The following is a 15,158-nucleotide window of genomic DNA, read 5'->3' on the forward strand; positions in this document are numbered from 1 at the left end:
CTAGTATCCGCTCCTGTATTCCTTGCCCTGCGTGCCCACCGTGAGCCATTTATTACTGGTGGACGACGACCTCGAAGTCCTCGCCCTCTTGCGCAAATTCCTCGAAAAACATGGCTACAGCGTGGAAGTGGCCGCCGACGGCGCCGCCCTGTGGCAAGCGGTGGAACGGCGGGTGCCGGACCTGATCATCCTCGACGTCATGCTGCCGGGCGACAGCGGGCTGGTGCTCTGCCAGCGCCTGCGGGCCGAGCACACGGTCGGCATCATCATGCTCACCGCCATGGGCGAGTTGAGTGATCGCGTGGTCGGCCTGGAGCTGGGGGCGGACGATTACCTGACCAAGCCCTTCGACGCACGCGAGCTGTTGGCCCGGGTGCGTGCCGTGCTCAGGCGCACCGGTGAAGCCAAGGGCACGTTGAAGGATTCATCGCGGCCGATCCTGGAGTTCGAAAACTGGCAGTTGGACGTCACCCGCCGCGAATTGCGCTCACCGGAAAAGGTCATGATCCCGCTGTCCACCGGGGAGTTCGAACTGTTGCTGGTATTCGCCGAACACCCACGCCGGGTGCTGACCCGCCAGCAATTGCTGGATTTGGCGCGAGGGGAAACGTTCGAGGCGTTTGACCGAAGCATCGACGTCCAGGTCAGCCGACTGCGGCGCAAGCTGGAGACCGATATCACCGGCGCCTCGATGATCCGCACCGTGCGCAACAGCGGCTACCTGTTCAGCCCTCACGTGGTGAAGCGATGAAACAGCAACGCTCGAACACTCATCGACCACGGGACACGGTGGCGCGCTGGATCGCCCTGACCACCATGGTTGCGATGCTGACGTTGCTGGCCTTGAATGAACTGTTCAGCCTGCTGGCTGGAGCCTGGGCCCGCCCACCGCTGATGGAAACCGGCCTGATGGATAAGGCCGCCGCCATCACCCGCATCATCGAGTCCGTCACGCCCGCGCAACGGCCCGACATGGCCAGGGCCGCCAGTGATCAGGCGTTCAACGCGCAATGGCTACAGCGCCATGAAGAGGCGCGGTTGCCAGTGATTGACGACCCGGCGTTCAGTGAGGGATCAGGGTTCCTGCGCCAGCAACTGGGCAGGCCCGACGCCAGGATTGAAGCCTACGAGCCCAACGATTGGCCAGCCGATCAGCCCAACCCACGCTACGCCGTGGTGATCGAATTGAGCGACCATTCCTGGGTGGTTTTTTCCGTGCCCTCGCGTAGCTGGGGCTTGGAGGAATGGGCGCGCAACCTGATTATCATCGCCCTGATTCTTCTCTCGACGTGCATCGTCGCCCTGATCGCCACACGGCACTTGGCCGCCCCCCTGGAGCGCTTTGCCGAAGGCGCCAGGCGCTTTGGCGTGGATCACAGGGCCCCGCCCATTCCGGTCATCGGCCCCTACGAGATCCGCCAGGCAATCCTCGCCTTCAATGCCATGCAGGCCCAGCTCAAACACTTCCTGCAGGACCGCACGCAAATGCTCGCCGCCATCTCCCATGACCTGCGCGCGCCGTTGACCCGCATGCGCCTGCGCGGGGAATTCATCGAGGATGCCGAGCAACAATCGAAGCTGTTCAGGGACGTGGATGAAATGCAGGCGATGGTCAATTCGGCCCTGGAATTCTTCCGCGACGAAGCACGGCTCGAGCACGCCACGGCGTTCGACCTGACCGAACTGCTGCACACTGTCGTCGACGACTTCAGGGATGCGGGTATCGAGGTGTCCTTCAAGTGCGTCCAGCGGTTGGTCTTCGTAGGCCGGCCCATCGGGATCAAGCGTGCGCTGGTCAACCTGATCGACAACGCGATCAAATACGGCAACGAGCCAGGCGTTGAGCTCAGGGCGCGGATAGACCGCGTCGAGATTCGAGTCCTCGACCGCGGGCCCGGCATCGCGCCCCAACTCCATGAGCAGGTGTTCGCGCCCTTCTTTCGCATCGAAGGCTCACGTAACAAGAACACCGGCGGTGTCGGCCTCGGTCTGTCGGCGGCACGGGCGACGGTGCTGGAGCATGGAGGGACGCTGGCCCTCAGGAATCGCCAGGGAGGCGGCCTGGAGGTCAGGGTCTCGCTGCCGCTGGATTGCCCCTGACACGACACGCCGGCAAACAATGTCCTAAACAACCCATGCCTTCCTCGGTAGGATGTCCGACCTTTTGCCCTGGACCCAGCCTGCTGGAATTGCCCTGATGATTCTGATCGTTTACGCCCATCCCTACCCCGACCAATCGCGGGTCAATCAGCAAATGCTCAAGCGGGCATCCAGCCATCCGGACGTGGTAATACGGTCCCTCTACGATCTTTATCCGAACTTCGACATCGACGTCGAGGCCGAACAGCGGGCCATCGAACAGGCACAACTGGTCGTCCTCCAACACCCGATGTATTGGTACAGCATGCCGCCGCTTTTGAAATTGTGGATCGATAAAGTGTTCACCCACGGTTGGGCCTACGGAAAAGGCTCCACTGCCCTTAAAGGCAAGCACCTGCTGTGGGCCGTCACCACCGGTGGCCAGCAGAATCATTTCCAGATCGGCGACTACCCAGGTTTTTCGGTGTTGGCCCAACCCCTCCATGCCACGGCCATCTATTGCGGCATGCGCTGGCTGGACCCCGTCGTGGTGCACGGCGCGTATACCGGTGCCTGCGAAGGCCAGCAAGCACAAATCGAACACTATGGCGCCCGCCTGGCTGCCTGGAAGGAAGATTGATATGGAAACCCACAGCCTGATTGAAATGCTCATTTACCTGGGCTCGGCGGCGTTGATCGTACCGATTGCCGTCCGGTTGGGGCTGGGCCCGGTGCTCGGCTATTTGCTGGCCGGGTGTGTCATCGGCCCATGGGGGTTGAAGCTCATCACCGATGTAAAAGCCATTCTGGAATTCGCCGAAATTGGCGTCGTCCTGATGCTGTTCATCATCGGGCTTGAGCTCGATCCCAAACGGCTCTGGGCCCTGCGCAGGATGGTGTTTGGTGGCGGCGCTCTGCAGATGCTGGCTTGTGGCGCGGCCATTGCGTTGTTCTGCACGGCCCTTGGCCTGAACTGGACAGCCGCGCTGCTGGTAGGCCTGACACTGAGCCTCTCCTCCACGGCGATTGCCATGCAGGCGATGAACGAACGCAACCTGACCGCCACCGCCGTAGGGCGCAGCAGCTTTGCCGTGCTGCTGTTTCAGGACATCGCGGCCATTCCCCTGGTCGCCATGATTCCCCTGTTGTCGGCGCACGGTGATACACCTTCAGGCACAGCCTTGCTGCTGTCGATCGGCAAAATCGTTGCCGCCATCACGGTCGTCGTTTTGTTGGGCCGCTACGTGACCCGGCCACTACTGCGCTTCGCCGCACGCTCAGGCTTGCGCGAGATTTTCAGCGCCGTAGCGCTGTTTCTGGTGTTCGGTTTCGGTTTTCTCCTGGAAGAAGCCGGCCTGTCGATGGCCATGGGCGCGTTCCTCGCCGGGGTGTTGCTGGCCAGTTCCGAATACCGCCATGCCCTGGAAAGCGACATCGAACCGTTCAAAGGCCTGCTGCTGGGCCTGTTTTTCATCGGCGTGGGTATGTCGATCGATTTCGGCACCCTGATCAATGCACCGCTGAAAGTCATGACCCTGACCTTGGGTTTCATCCTGATCAAGCTGCTGGTGATCAAGGCCGTGGGCCGGTTCCTGAACGTCCCAGCCGGCCAGCGCTCCTGGCAGGCGATATTGCTGGGCCAGGGTAGCGAGTTTGCCTTTGTGGTGTTCGGCGCGGCGACGGTCGCGGGGATCTTGAGCGATCAATGGGGCAAAAGCCTGACGCTGGCGGTGGCCCTGTCCATGTGCCTGACGCCCCTGCTCATTCTGCTGCTGGATCGCGTGGAGTCCGCGACCAAAAAAGACCAGCGGGAATCGGACCTCATCGACCAGCAGAATCCACGGGTGATCATCGCCGGGTTCGGTCGTTTCGGGCAGATCGCCGGGCGTCTCCTGATGTCCTGCGGTGTCGAAGTGGTGGTACTGGATCACGACCCCGACAACATCGAGACCCTGCGCAAATTCGGCGTGAAGGTCTTTTATGGCGATGCCACGCGCCTCGATTTGCTGCATGCCGCCGGCGCAGCCCAGGCCGTTGTGCTGATCAATGCGATAGACGACCAGGAAGACAATCTGCTGCTGACCCGGCTGGCTCAAGAGCACTTCCCCACGTTGAAGCTGATCGTGCGGGCGCGGGACATGGGCCACCTCATCACCCTTCGACAGATGGGCGTGGATGCGGCCGAGCGGGAAACCTTTGAAAGCGCATTGTCATTGGGTCGCAGTGCGCTGGTGCACATGGGTGTCGGGCAGTACGAGGCGCGTGAACGAGCTGATCAGTTCCGCCGCCTGAACCTCAATATGCTGGAGGAAATCGTGGCCCAGCCGGACGCTGACCTCAAATTCAGACACGACGCTTATCGGCGCGCCAACGCCTTGTTGACGGACATGTTCAACGAAGATCGGGCGCGTCCGATCAACAGTTGGCCTGAGCATCATCGGACCGAGGTGGATGAAAACCACAGCTAAGCGGCGCGCCCTTCAGCCTGCCACCCGCTCGTCTCCTCGCCGTCAGGATTTTCGAACCAAGCGTCTCGCTACGGCTCGGAGCTACATGACACCGCTGAAAGCGCTCCGACAGTCACAGCTTGAACGGCGGGTGCATTGAGGTTGCTTGCAGTTCACTGCCGGGAGTTTCGCCATGTATGAATGCCTTGTTCAGCAGGTTTCTTCAAAGGACTCCCTGGCGTTTTTCGCCCAGCGAGGCAGCCATGGCGCAGGCTTCAATACCAACGCGGCAAGCGCAGGTTTGTGTGTAACGGCGAGCCCGAAACCCCACGCTCAGCAAAGCTTGATCAAGCCAAACATGCAGGTCAGCGCCATCCGTCGTCGCGGCGGGCATCTGGAATGTATCAAGGTGCGCTGGGGCTGGTCGCCGATCTGGTCGGTGGGGACCATGCCACCGATGACTCATCTGCCCCTGCACCTGGTGATGCGCTCCAAGCTTTTTGATCGAATCAAGCGCGAGGGACGGGCCCTGGTCGCGGTGGACGGTTGGTACGAGTCCGCGGAAACGGCCCAGCGCCTGAGCTATACGACCTCCAGGCAGCGGTCGCCGATCTTCCTCGCCGCCCTGGCCCAAGCCAGCGAGACACCCAACGGTTGCGATGGACTGACCCTGGTGACCTATGGCGACATTGCCAACAAGCAGCAACGTCTCCTGGCCTTCACTGGTGAGGAGGCACTGCAGTGGTTGAGGCCCGACCTGGATTGGGAGCAGGCGCAACAGATCGCAGCCAGCGCGGCGGTGGCTGAACCGCAACTCGAACGCGTACTGGCAACCCAACGCAGGGTCCAGGGCGGACACTGAGGTTGGGTATTGCCGAGAATTCAAGGAAATCACGAAAGGCTCGTTGATGGGCGGTAAACTGGCGAACCGGTCGCGGTGGCACGACCGCCCCCCTTATCTTTTTCGAGCAAGAGACTTCCATGGCAAACCAAGACATCACGTTCATTCCTGACCCGGACGCGGATTCCATCTCTTCCGACGTCGCCGGCTTCGGCGGCCTGCTGGTTTCCACTCAGATTCCAACCCACGCCGACGGCAGCCTGGAACTGGGCGACATCACCCTGCAAAGCGAGTGCACGTTGCAGGCGCTCAAGACCGCGCTGGAAGGCGCCGGCAGCTCCATGGACCGTGTGTTGCACTTGACCATTTACCTCACCGACATGGCTGATCGCGCTGCCTTCAACGAGGTTTACAAGCGTTTCTTCGCCAAGCCGTGGCCGGTTCGCGCCGCAGTCGGCGTGGCGACGCTGGCCGTTGAGGGGATGCGGGTGGAAGTGACTGCGATGGCGGCCAAGGGCTGAAGTCGGCGAGGTTCCCTGTTTGGACCGGGGACATGGTTACCCCTGTGGCGAGGGTAGTCAGACGCACCTCACCCTGATCAAGCGCCAGCCAGCAACCGCGCAAGACAGAGACGTCGAAGGCCTGGCAACTCTGTCTTAGCACCACCGTCCCAATTCCCTCCCCGATCCGCGCCTATACTCCTCTGCCAATCCCTACGGGGCCTGCACTTCCAACAATAAAAAGCAGAGGTGGAACATGGTCTGGCAACAAGTCTACGATCCCTTCGGTAATACGGTGCTTTCGACGCTTCTGGCGGCGGTCCCGGTGGTGGTGATGCTGGCGTCCCTGGCGTTCTTTCGTATCAAGGCGCACCTGGCGGCGCTGCTGGCCCTGGCCTCGGCCTTGCTGATCGCCATCTTCGCCTTCGGCATGCCCGCCGGCATGGCCGGTTCGGCGGCGTTGTATGGGGCGGCCAACGGCTTGCTGCCCATCGGCTGGATCGTGCTCAACATCATTTTCCTGCACCGACTGACCACCGAGAACGGTTCGTTCAAGGTGCTGCAGGACTCCCTCGCGCGCATTACCGACGACCGGCGCCTGCAATTGCTGTTGATCGCTTTCTGCTTTGGCGCGTTCTTCGAGGGCGCAGCCGGCTTCGGTACGCCAGTAGCGGTGACCGGCGCAATCCTGATCGGCCTGGGCTTCTCACCTTTGGCCGCGTCGGGCCTGGCACTGATCGCCAACACCGCACCGGTGGCTTTCGGCGCCCTGGGCACACCGATCATCACCCTGGCCAAAGTCACCGGGCTGGATGAAATGGAGCTGTCGATGATGGTCGGTCGGCAGCTGCCGTTTTTCTCGGTGATCGTACCGTTCTGGTTGATCTGGGCATTTGCCGGGTGGCGCAAAATGCTGGAGATCTGGCCGGCGATCCTGGTGGCCGGCGTGAGCTTCGCCATCCCCCAGTTCCTGGTCTCCAACTACCACGGGCCGATGCTGGTGGATGTGATAGCGGCGCTGATTTCCATGGCCTGCCTCACCGGTTTTCTCAAGCTCTGGAAACCGGCCACAATCCACACGTCTGCGGCGCTATCAGGAAGGGTCGATGATTCGAAAATCGACGTCAGCGAAGATGACACACCGATAGCCAGCAGCACATTTGCCAGCGACGCGCGACCGGCCGTGCTGCGGGCCTGGATGCCGTGGATCATCCTTACGGTGTTCGTGTTCGCCTGGGGCACCCAGGGCTTCAAGAATCTGTTCGATACTCGCCCGGCGCTGGACCCACAGACGCAATCGGCCAAGCTTGACCCACAAGGCAAGCCGATGCGCGAGGCGAACCCGATCTTCTCGCCCCTGCTGACCTTCGGCACCATCCACCAGCAGATCGAAAAAGTCCCGCCCGTGGTGCCCCAGCCTAAAACCGAGGAAGCGGTCTACAAGTTCAACTGGTTCACCGCCACCGGCAGCGGGATCTTCCTGGCCGCCATTCTCGGTGGTTTGCTGATGGGCTACTCCATCCCGCAACTGGCGCACCACTACCTGCGAACGCTATGGGTGGTGCGTTATTCGCTGATCACTATTGTGGCGATGCTGGCCCTGGGGTTTCTCACGCGCTACTCCGGGCTGGACGCGACCATGGGCCTGGCCTTCGCCGCGACAGGCATTTTCTACCCGATGTTCGGCACCCTATTGGGCTGGCTCGGCGTGGCGCTGACCGGCTCGGACACTGCGTCCAACGTGTTGTTCGGAGGCTTGCAACGGGTGACGGCGGAGCAGTTGGGGATCAGTCCGGTGTTGATGGCGGCGGCGAACAGTTCCGGCGGGGTCATGGGCAAGATGGTCGACGCCCAGTCGATTGTGGTCGCCTCCACCGCGACTCGCTGGTACGGCCATGAAGGGGAAATCCTGCGCTATGTGTTTTTCCACTCAGTGGTGCTGGCGATTCTGGTGGGCGGGCTGGTGACGTTGCAGGCGTATGTGGCGCCGTTCAGTCATATGGTGGTGGGAGGACGTTGATCGAGTGCGTCCTGTAGGAACTGCCGAAGGCTGCGATCTTTTGATCTTGATCGTTCACTTGAAACTCAAGTGAACTCGGAAAGATCGCAGCCTCGCTTCGCTCGACAGCTCCTACGAGGCACGGCTCAAGCAGGGACAGCTGGGTTTTTACTGAACGCTTTTCAGCTTGACCACATCACCAGACACCGAGGTGGTGTAACCGGTCAGGACCCAGGCCCAGAACCAGTTTTCCTGCACTTGGGTGTTGATCATGGCGTCGCCGCCCTTGGCCTTGATCGCCGCGGTCTGGGCGCGCACGAAACGGTTGTTCTGCCGGATCGGGATCACGCCGAACAGCAGCAGGCCGGTGGCCTTGGCTTCACTGTGGCCGACAACGGTGTATTGGCTGGCGTCGTACTGCTGGGTTTTCATCGGGGTGCCGGTGCAACCCGCCAGGGCCAGGCCGAACAGTGCGCAGGCAACAACTTTGCTGATGTGGTTCATTGAATACTCCATGAGAAAACGCCCGGGATCCATCTCTCGGGCGGCGCGTACTCTAACCGATCAACGTCAAATTGACATTATCCTCGCGCCATCAGAAAAACCGTCTGAGAGGCTCAACACAGAGCCACTCGTCAGTTGCCGCTGTAGCCAAACGGACCCTCGTCGATAACATGAACACTGTGCCACAGAAGGTAATCCTGCCCATTCCGGCTGATGAGTAATGGCCGGTTCTGTTGGAGCATTTGATCATGATTGACCTGACTGTCTGGAACATTACCCTGCCCGTGCAAACGCCAGCGCAAGTCGTGGCGACCAAAGCCATGCCGACCCTGAAAAACAAGTATTTCGACAGTAACGGCCAGCGGATCGTCTTCTGGGCGCCGGTCACTGGCTCCCATACCGGCAAAAGCGAATACCCGCGCTCCGAACTGCGGGAAACCAGCAAGGACGGAAAACTGCGCAATTGGCGCTACAACAGCGGCATCAATACCCTCAAGGGCACCCTGGCCGTAAACCAGGTGCCTTCCGAAGGCCGCGTAGTCGTGGCGCAGATCCACGCCAAGGACGCCCCCACGCCGTTGTTGAAGCTGGTGTACCGCTACGCCAAGGGCACCGGCAATATCGACGTGGAGTATCGGGTCAAACCCAAGGACAAGAAAAGCCCGGTGATCTACACCGTGCCAAACGTGCCGTTGAACAAAACCTTCTCCTACTCGCTGCAAATGGACAAGCAAGGCAAGCTCTCGGTGTTGATCAACAATGTGGGCAAACAGGTGAAGCTCGACCCGTCCTGGTACACCTACAACTTCTATTTCAAGGCCGGCGTCTACACCCTGGACAACGTTGGGTATGCCTCCGAAGGCGGGAAAGTGACCTACACCAAACTGGACGTCAGCCACAAATGACTGGCGCCCAGCCCTGCCTTTGCCTCAGGCCTTGGACGACGCGGCAACCACCTGTCGGCCGCTGAAGGTCAACAGGAAGCAGACGAACACCACCAGTGCGAAACCGGCGGGAAACAGCCAGATGTTTTTCCAGTCATGGCCGCCGGCCACGGCAAAATGATCGGTCACCTGCCCCGCCACCCAGAAGCCGATCAGCATCCCGACGCCATAGGTCGCCAGGGTGATCAGCCCCTGGGCCGAGCTGCGAAAACGCTCCGGCGCCTTGGCATCGGTGTAGATCTGCCCCGAGACAAAAAAGAAGTCGTAGCAGATGCCATGCAGGGCAATCCCCGTGAACAGCATGAACGCCAGGTCGCCGTTATTGCCGTAGGCGAACAACAGATAGCGCAGCGCCCACGCCAACATGCCCACCAACAGCGCCAGCTTGATGCCGAAGCGCTGGATGAACAGCGGCAACAGCAGCATGAACAACACTTCTGAGACTTGCCCGATGGCCATCTTCGCCGTCGGGTTGGTCATGCCGGTTTCAGCCAGGAACGGGTTGGCATTCTGGTAATAGAACGCCAAGGGAATGCAGATCAGGATCGAGGCGATAAAAAACACCAGGTAGCTGCGATCCTTCAACAACCCCAACGCATCCAGCCCCAGCAACTGCTTGACGCCGCCATCGCTGGCCTGCGCCTTGAGCGGTGCCGTGGCCGGCAGCGTGAAGCTGTAGAGCCCCAGGACCAGGGACGCGATGGCAGCCATCAGGAAGGTATTGCGCAAGCCGCCCGCCGAGATCGCTTCGCGCGAATCCCAGGCGAAGACAAAGCTGATCACCACCCCCGCGACGATCCAGCCAATGGTGCCCCACACCCGAATGCGCGAGAACTCCAGCGCCGGGTCGCGCATCTGCCGGAACGCCACGGAATTGACCAGGGCCAGCGTCGGCATGTAGACCACCATATACGCCAGCACATATGGGTAGAACACGCTGAAATCCGCCGCCGAATACAGCTGATACAGCAACACCGCGCCCAACAGGTGCAGCACCGCGAGGATGCGCTCGGCATTGAAATAGCGATCGGCAATCAGGCCAATCACAAACGGCGCAATGATCGCCCCCCACGACTGAGTGGAAAACGCCATGCCGATCTGCCCACCACTGGCGCCTAGCGTGCTGGACAGAAAGGTGCCGAGGGTGACGAACCAGCCACCCCAGATAAAGAACTGCAGGAACATCATCACGCTCAAGCGTGCGTTCATTGTGGTCATGACAGTCACCGTTTTATTGTTGTTCTTGTGAAAAATGAAATTTTGCAGAGCTTCTCTGTGGCGAGGGTTATGTCATTGGCATTGGGGGTAAACCCAACAGCCGCCGATTGGAATCTTCATCAGCCGTTACACCGGCGAAGTCATCAAATGCCTTGCGGGTCTTGCTGATCATGTGCCGCTGGATGAACGCTGCCCCTTCAGCAGCGCCCTGCTGCGAATCCTTCAGGCAGCACTCCCACTCCAACACCGCCCAGCCGCTGAAGTCGTATTGGGTCAGTTTGCTGAAGATCGCTTTGAAATCGATCTGGCCATCGCCCAGCGAGCGGAACCGTCCGGGGCGATCGACCCAGCCCTGGTAACCGCCGTACACCCCGGAACGGGCATCGGGGCGGAATTCGGCGTCCTTGACGTGGAACATGCGGATGCGGTCGTGGTAGCGGTCGATGAAACCCAGGTAGTCCATCTGTTGCAGCAGCAAATGGCTGGGGTCGTAGAGAATCGCCGCCCGAGGGTGATGATCGACCGCATCCAGGAAGCGCTCGAACGAGGCCCCGTCGTGCAGGTCTTCGCCGGGGTGGATCTCGTAGCACAGGTCCACACCGGCCGCCTCGAAGCAGTCGAGGATCGGCAACCAGCGCCGGGCCAGTTCGGCGAAACCTTGCTCCACCAGCCCGGCCGGACGTTGTGGCCACGGGTAGAGATACGGCCACAGCAGCGCCCCGGAAAACGTTGCGTGGGCCTTGAGGCCCAGCCGCTGGCTGGCGCGGGCGGCGAGCTTGAGTTGCTCGATCGCCCACTCGGTCCGCGCCTGGGGCTGGCCGCGCAGATGCGCTGGGGCGAAGTCGTCGAACAGCGCATCGAACGCCGGGTGCACCGCCACCAATTGACCTTGCAAATGCGTCGACAATTCGCTGATTTCGACACCGGCCTGGGCGCATGTGGCCTTGAGCTGATCACAATATTCCTGGCTCTCGGCGGCCCGGGCCAGGTCGATGTACTGCGTGCCGGACGTCGGCAGTTGAATGGCCTTGTAGCCTTGCGACGCGGCCCATTTGGCGATGTTGGCCAGGGTGTCGAACGGCGCTTCGGCAGACATGAACTGCGCGAGGAAAATACCCGGGCCACGCAGGCCCGTCGGTGTCTCAGCAATGGAAGTCACAGGATTCTCCGGGTTCATGCCGTGCAGACCAGTTCGGTCCATTTGGCGTTGCCGCGATGATTGGCGACAGCGGTCTCAATGAAGGCCATGCCGCGCAAACCGATTTGAATGCCGGGTACGCCGGGGGCTTCATTGCCTTCAACGTTGCCTCGAATGGCCCGGGCAAAATCGCCGTAGAGGTTGGCCATCGCCTCCAGATAACCTTCGGGGTGCCCGGCTGGCAGGCGCATGCGCTGGCTGGCGGCCTCGCTCAACCACGGCTGGCCGACACCGGAACGCAGGGTGCGCATGGGTTGGTCGAGCGCACGATGGATCAGGCTTGCCGGTTCTTCCTGGCGCCACTCCAGGGCGCCCTTGTCGCCATAGACGCGGATCTTCAACGGGTTCTCTTCGCCGGCGCAGACCTGGCTGGCGATCAACACGCCGCTGGCGCCGGTGCTCATCTGGAACAGCATCGACACGTCATCGTCCAACTGCCGACCCGGGATGTGGGTGCCCAACGCGGCGCATAACCGCTCAATGGGTTGGTCGGCGACAAACTCCGCCAGGGAAAACGCATGGGTGCCGATGTCGCCAATACAGCCACCCAAACCCGATTGTTGCGGATCGTCGCGCCAACCGGCCTGTTTGTTGCCCTGTCCGGCGACATCCTGGCTGAGCCAGCCTTGGGGGTATTCCACCAGCACTTTGCGCACCGCGCCGATCACACCTGTGCGCACCATGTCCCGGGCTTGCCAGACCATCGGATAGCCCAGATAGGTGTGGGCCAAACCGTAGAGCCGATCGCTGCTTTCGAGCACTTCCCTGAGGACCAGCAATTCACGCAGGTTCAGCGCGGCGGGCTTTTCGCTGAACACATGAAAACCGGCCACCAGCGCCTGGCTGGCAATCGGTGCATGCAGATGGTTGGGGGTGACGATGACCAGCAGTTCCATGCGCTGGTCCGCTGGCAGCGCCGCTTCGGTATCGAGCATCAATTGCCAGTCGCTGTAGCAGCGGGACGCGGCCAGGCCCAGGGCCGCGCCGGTTTGCCGGTTGTTCTGCGCATCACGGCTGAACGCGCCACACACCAGTTCGAAACCGCCATCCAGGCCCGCAGCCTGACGGTGGGCCTGGCCGATAAACGCGCCCTCTCCACCGCCGACGAAGCCCATTCTTATTTTGGGTACTACAGGATTCATCACGATTCTCTTTCTGTCAGGATAGCAATGTAACCGGTTACATAATGACAGGAATCTAGGCTCAGTTTTCCGGCGTGTCAAACCCGATGCGTTCATGCAGGAACATTTGTGAGGCGCTCAACCTGCGGTAAGCTCCCCCCACCGTGCCCCTATTCCCGGCGCTCAATCGAGGTGATTTTGTCCAATATCCGTGAAGTAGCCCGGCTGGCCGGTGTGTCGGTGGCCACGGTTTCCAGAACGCTGAAATCCCCCGAGCGGGTGCTTCCCCAGACGCGGGACAAGGTTAATGCGGCGGTGGAACAAGCCGGCTATCGGCCAAACCTGATGGCGGTGCAGTTTCGCTCCCGCCGGACCGGCAACCTGGTGATCCTGGTGCCGGCCATCGCCAACACGTTTTTCGCCCGGGTCATCAGCGGCGCACAGCAGGCAGCGCAGGCGTCTGGCTATCGGTTGCTGCTGTGCGACACCCAGGGCCGGGAGGCCATCGAGCGGGAATTTGCCTCCCTCGTCTATGCGCACCAGGCCGACGGCGTGATCCAGTTGCGGGCGAGCGATCCTTTTGAATCACTGCCTCAGGGCGCCGAATCCCTGCCGCTGGTCAACGCCTGCGAAGTGGTCAAAGGCGCCCCCTACCCGACCATCAGCCTCGACAACCGGGCCGCGGCCCAGGCCATGACCGAACATCTGCTCGGCCTCGGCCACCGCCGCATCGGTATCATCAAGGGCCCTCGCAGCAGCCCACTGACCCTGGACCGCGTCGCCGGTTACCAGGATGCCCTGCGCCAGGCCGGCATCGCCGCCGACCCCAGCCTGATCTGTCACGGCGACTTCACCTTGAAGGCCGGCTACGACGGCGCCGGCACCATGCTCGAACTCGCCGACCGCCCCAGTGCGCTGTTCTGTGAAAACGACGAAATGGCCATCGGTGCGCTCACGCGCATCAAGCAAATGGGCCTGCGGGTGCCCGAGGATATTTCCCTGGTGGGGTTTGACGACATCCCGTTCGCTGCGTATTGCGACCCGCCCCTGACCACCATTTCGCAACCTGCCGAAATCTTTGGCCAGAAAGCGGTAGAGATGCTGATCGCCCTGATCGAGAAGAAGCCGATTGCCGAACGCCACGTGTTGCTGCCGTTTGAGTTGACGGTGCGCGGTAGCACGGCAGCGCAGAACGATAGTCCATAACCAGGCCCGCCACAAAAGGCCTTTACCGCCGTTCGACTCGCCACCGCCCACGTTTGAACTACAGTGGAAAGACTCTGCATAAAGCCATAACAAGACGGAGAGTCCCCATGCGAGTCAACAAGCGCTTCACCCTCCTGGCCGCCGCGGCAGCTTTGGTGGTCACGACCACCGCCCAGGCAGCCCCGGTGTACATCAATATCCTGACGGGGGGCACCAGCGGGGTTTATTACCCGATAGGCGTCGGGCTGTCGCAGATCTATAGCAGTGGCATCAAGGACTCCAAGACCTCGGTGCAAGCCACCAAGGCCTCGGTGGAAAACCTGAACCTGCTGCAGGCCGGGCGCGGGGAACTGGCGCTGGCCCTGGGCGACTCGGTGGCGGATGCCAAAAATGGTGTGGAGGATGCCGGGTTCAAGGCACCATTGACCAAGCTGCGCGCCATCGCCGGCGCCTACCCCAATTACATCCAGATCGTCGCCAGCCAGGAATCCGGGATCAAGACATTGGCCGATCTCAAGGGCAAGACCGTTTCCGTCGGTGCGGCGAAATCCGGCACCGAGCTCAACGCCCGGGCGATCTTCAAGGCTGCGGGGCTGACCTATCAGGACATGAAGGTCCAGTACCTGCCGTTCGCCGAGTCGGTGGACCTGATCAAGAACCGCCAACTGGATGCCACGCTGCAGTCCTCCGGCCTGGGGATGGCGGCCATTCGTGACCTGGCCTCGACCATGGCGTTGAACTATGTGTCGGTGCCCACCGACGTCGTCGAGAAAATCGGCAACCCGGCCTACCAAAGCGCGATGATTCCGGCCAACACCTACGACGGCCAAACCGAGGCCGTACCGACCGTGGCCATTACCAACATTCTGGTGACCCGCGAGGATGTCCCGGATGAGGTGGCCTACCAGATGACCAAGCTGCTGTTCGAGAACCTCAATCGCCTGGGCACCTCCCATTCGGCGGCCAAGGACATCACCCTGAAAAACGCCGCGAAAAACCTGCCAATCGCGCTCCACCCCGGTGCCGAGCGCTACTACAAGGAAGTGGGCGCGCTGTAGCCCCAAACGCGTCAACGGCGCCCGTCGCCGTTGACGCGTCGTG

Annotated in this window: 14 protein-coding genes; 10 read left to right on the forward strand and 4 right to left on the reverse strand. The window is 61.4% G+C overall.

The annotated features are described in order from the left end of the window. The first annotated feature begins 40 nt into the window (after positions 1–40). The 7 genes from ACWNZ1_RS14345 to ACWNZ1_RS14375 all read left to right on the forward strand — a co-directional run bounded on the left by ACWNZ1_RS14345 (position 41) and on the right by ACWNZ1_RS14375 (position 7,887). Positions 41–751: a response regulator gene (locus ACWNZ1_RS14345; protein WP_135846041.1), complete on the forward strand. Its 711-nt coding sequence runs from the start codon at positions 41–43 to the stop codon at positions 749–751. After that, positions 748–2,100, forward strand: a complete 1,353-nt coding sequence (locus ACWNZ1_RS14350) for a sensor histidine kinase (RefSeq protein ID WP_280944122.1) — start codon at positions 748–750, stop codon at positions 2,098–2,100. Before ACWNZ1_RS14345 ends, ACWNZ1_RS14350 begins: the two co-directional genes overlap by 4 nt. A gap of 97 nt (positions 2,101–2,197) precedes the next feature. Beyond that, positions 2,198–2,719 (forward strand): glutathione-regulated potassium-efflux system oxidoreductase KefF, encoded by a 522-nt coding sequence (gene kefF, locus ACWNZ1_RS14355; protein ID WP_456027716.1) that lies wholly within the window; start codon positions 2,198–2,200, stop codon positions 2,717–2,719. 1 nt (position 2,720) lies between these two features. Beyond that, positions 2,721–4,547, forward strand: a complete 1,827-nt coding sequence (gene kefC / locus ACWNZ1_RS14360; protein WP_256453385.1) for a glutathione-regulated potassium-efflux system protein KefC — start codon at positions 2,721–2,723, stop codon at positions 4,545–4,547. Positions 4,548–4,719: 172 nt separating this feature from the next. Further along, on the forward strand, positions 4,720–5,388 hold the full coding sequence (locus ACWNZ1_RS14365; protein WP_456027717.1) for an SOS response-associated peptidase family protein: 669 nt from the start codon (positions 4,720–4,722) through the stop codon (positions 5,386–5,388). A 119-nt stretch (positions 5,389–5,507) separates the two neighbouring features. Next, positions 5,508–5,888, forward strand: a complete 381-nt coding sequence (locus ACWNZ1_RS14370; RefSeq protein WP_135846046.1) for a RidA family protein — start codon at positions 5,508–5,510, stop codon at positions 5,886–5,888. Between the two features lie 235 nt (positions 5,889–6,123). Then, on the forward strand, positions 6,124–7,887 hold the full coding sequence (locus ACWNZ1_RS14375; protein ID WP_456027718.1) for an L-lactate permease: 1,764 nt from the start codon (positions 6,124–6,126) through the stop codon (positions 7,885–7,887). Between the two features lie 147 nt (positions 7,888–8,034). Here ACWNZ1_RS14375 and ACWNZ1_RS14380 read toward each other — a convergent pair whose 3' ends face one another. Then, a complete protein-coding gene (locus tag ACWNZ1_RS14380) occupies positions 8,035–8,370 on the reverse strand; it encodes a hypothetical protein (protein WP_135846048.1) in 336 nt (111 codons plus the stop codon). 248 nt (positions 8,371–8,618) lie between these two features. Between ACWNZ1_RS14380 and ACWNZ1_RS14385 the strand changes: the two genes are divergently transcribed. Continuing rightward, the gene (locus ACWNZ1_RS14385; protein ID WP_280944124.1) at positions 8,619–9,275 is read left to right on the forward strand and encodes a polysaccharide lyase family 7 protein; all 657 of its coding nucleotides are present in this window, start codon (positions 8,619–8,621) and stop codon (positions 9,273–9,275) included. A 24-nt stretch (positions 9,276–9,299) separates the two neighbouring features. Here ACWNZ1_RS14385 and ACWNZ1_RS14390 read toward each other — a convergent pair whose 3' ends face one another. The 3 genes from ACWNZ1_RS14390 to ACWNZ1_RS14400 form a co-directional block, all read right to left on the reverse strand. Continuing rightward, positions 9,300–10,532, reverse strand: coding sequence for a nucleoside permease (locus ACWNZ1_RS14390; RefSeq protein WP_280944125.1), 1,233 nt, complete (start codon positions 10,530–10,532; stop codon positions 9,300–9,302). 67 nt (positions 10,533–10,599) lie between these two features. Next, the gene (locus ACWNZ1_RS14395; RefSeq protein WP_280944968.1) at positions 10,600–11,709 is read right to left on the reverse strand and encodes a sugar phosphate isomerase/epimerase family protein; all 1,110 of its coding nucleotides are present in this window, start codon (positions 11,707–11,709) and stop codon (positions 10,600–10,602) included. Next, the gene (locus tag ACWNZ1_RS14400; protein ID WP_456027719.1) at positions 11,706–12,872 is read right to left on the reverse strand and encodes a Gfo/Idh/MocA family protein; all 1,167 of its coding nucleotides are present in this window, start codon (positions 12,870–12,872) and stop codon (positions 11,706–11,708) included. The genes ACWNZ1_RS14395 and ACWNZ1_RS14400 overlap by 4 nt, the downstream gene beginning before the upstream one ends. Positions 12,873–13,049: 177 nt before the next feature. Here ACWNZ1_RS14400 and ACWNZ1_RS14405 point away from each other — a divergent pair, with 177 nt between their 5' ends. Together ACWNZ1_RS14405 and ACWNZ1_RS14410 are read left to right on the forward strand one after the other, a co-directional pair. Further along, entirely contained in the window at positions 13,050–14,057 is a 1,008-nt protein-coding gene (locus ACWNZ1_RS14405; RefSeq protein WP_456027720.1) for a LacI family DNA-binding transcriptional regulator, read from the forward strand. A gap of 107 nt (positions 14,058–14,164) precedes the next feature. Then, positions 14,165–15,115, forward strand: coding sequence for a TAXI family TRAP transporter solute-binding subunit (locus tag ACWNZ1_RS14410; protein WP_135846053.1), 951 nt, complete (start codon positions 14,165–14,167; stop codon positions 15,113–15,115). Positions 15,116–15,158: the final 43 nt, after the last annotated feature.

It is taken from the genome of Pseudomonas sp. CFBP 5748 (assembly GCF_053850495.1).

What these genes read in the sequence shown, in the direction of transcription:
- ACWNZ1_RS14350 (WP_280944122.1), top strand. Translation starts at nt 748, where the DNA reads ATGAAACAGCAACGCTCGAACACTCATCGACCACGGGACACGGTGGCG.
- kefF (WP_456027716.1), top strand. Translation starts at nt 2,198, where the DNA reads ATGATTCTGATCGTTTACGCCCATCCCTACCCCGACCAATCGCGGGTC.
- kefC (WP_256453385.1), top strand. Translation starts at nt 2,721, where the DNA reads ATGGAAACCCACAGCCTGATTGAAATGCTCATTTACCTGGGCTCGGCG.
- ACWNZ1_RS14365 (WP_456027717.1), top strand. Translation starts at nt 4,720, where the DNA reads ATGTATGAATGCCTTGTTCAGCAGGTTTCTTCAAAGGACTCCCTGGCG.
- ACWNZ1_RS14370 (WP_135846046.1), top strand. Translation starts at nt 5,508, where the DNA reads ATGGCAAACCAAGACATCACGTTCATTCCTGACCCGGACGCGGATTCC.
- ACWNZ1_RS14375 (WP_456027718.1), top strand. Translation starts at nt 6,124, where the DNA reads ATGGTCTGGCAACAAGTCTACGATCCCTTCGGTAATACGGTGCTTTCG.
- ACWNZ1_RS14380 (WP_135846048.1), bottom strand. Translation starts at nt 8,370, where the DNA reads ATGAACCACATCAGCAAAGTTGTTGCCTGCGCACTGTTCGGCCTGGCC.
- ACWNZ1_RS14385 (WP_280944124.1), top strand. Translation starts at nt 8,619, where the DNA reads ATGATTGACCTGACTGTCTGGAACATTACCCTGCCCGTGCAAACGCCA.
- ACWNZ1_RS14390 (WP_280944125.1), bottom strand. Translation starts at nt 10,532, where the DNA reads ATGACCACAATGAACGCACGCTTGAGCGTGATGATGTTCCTGCAGTTC.
- ACWNZ1_RS14395 (WP_280944968.1), bottom strand. Translation starts at nt 11,709, where the DNA reads ATGAACCCGGAGAATCCTGTGACTTCCATTGCTGAGACACCGACGGGC.
- ACWNZ1_RS14400 (WP_456027719.1), bottom strand. Translation starts at nt 12,872, where the DNA reads ATGAATCCTGTAGTACCCAAAATAAGAATGGGCTTCGTCGGCGGTGGA.
- ACWNZ1_RS14410 (WP_135846053.1), top strand. Translation starts at nt 14,165, where the DNA reads ATGCGAGTCAACAAGCGCTTCACCCTCCTGGCCGCCGCGGCAGCTTTG.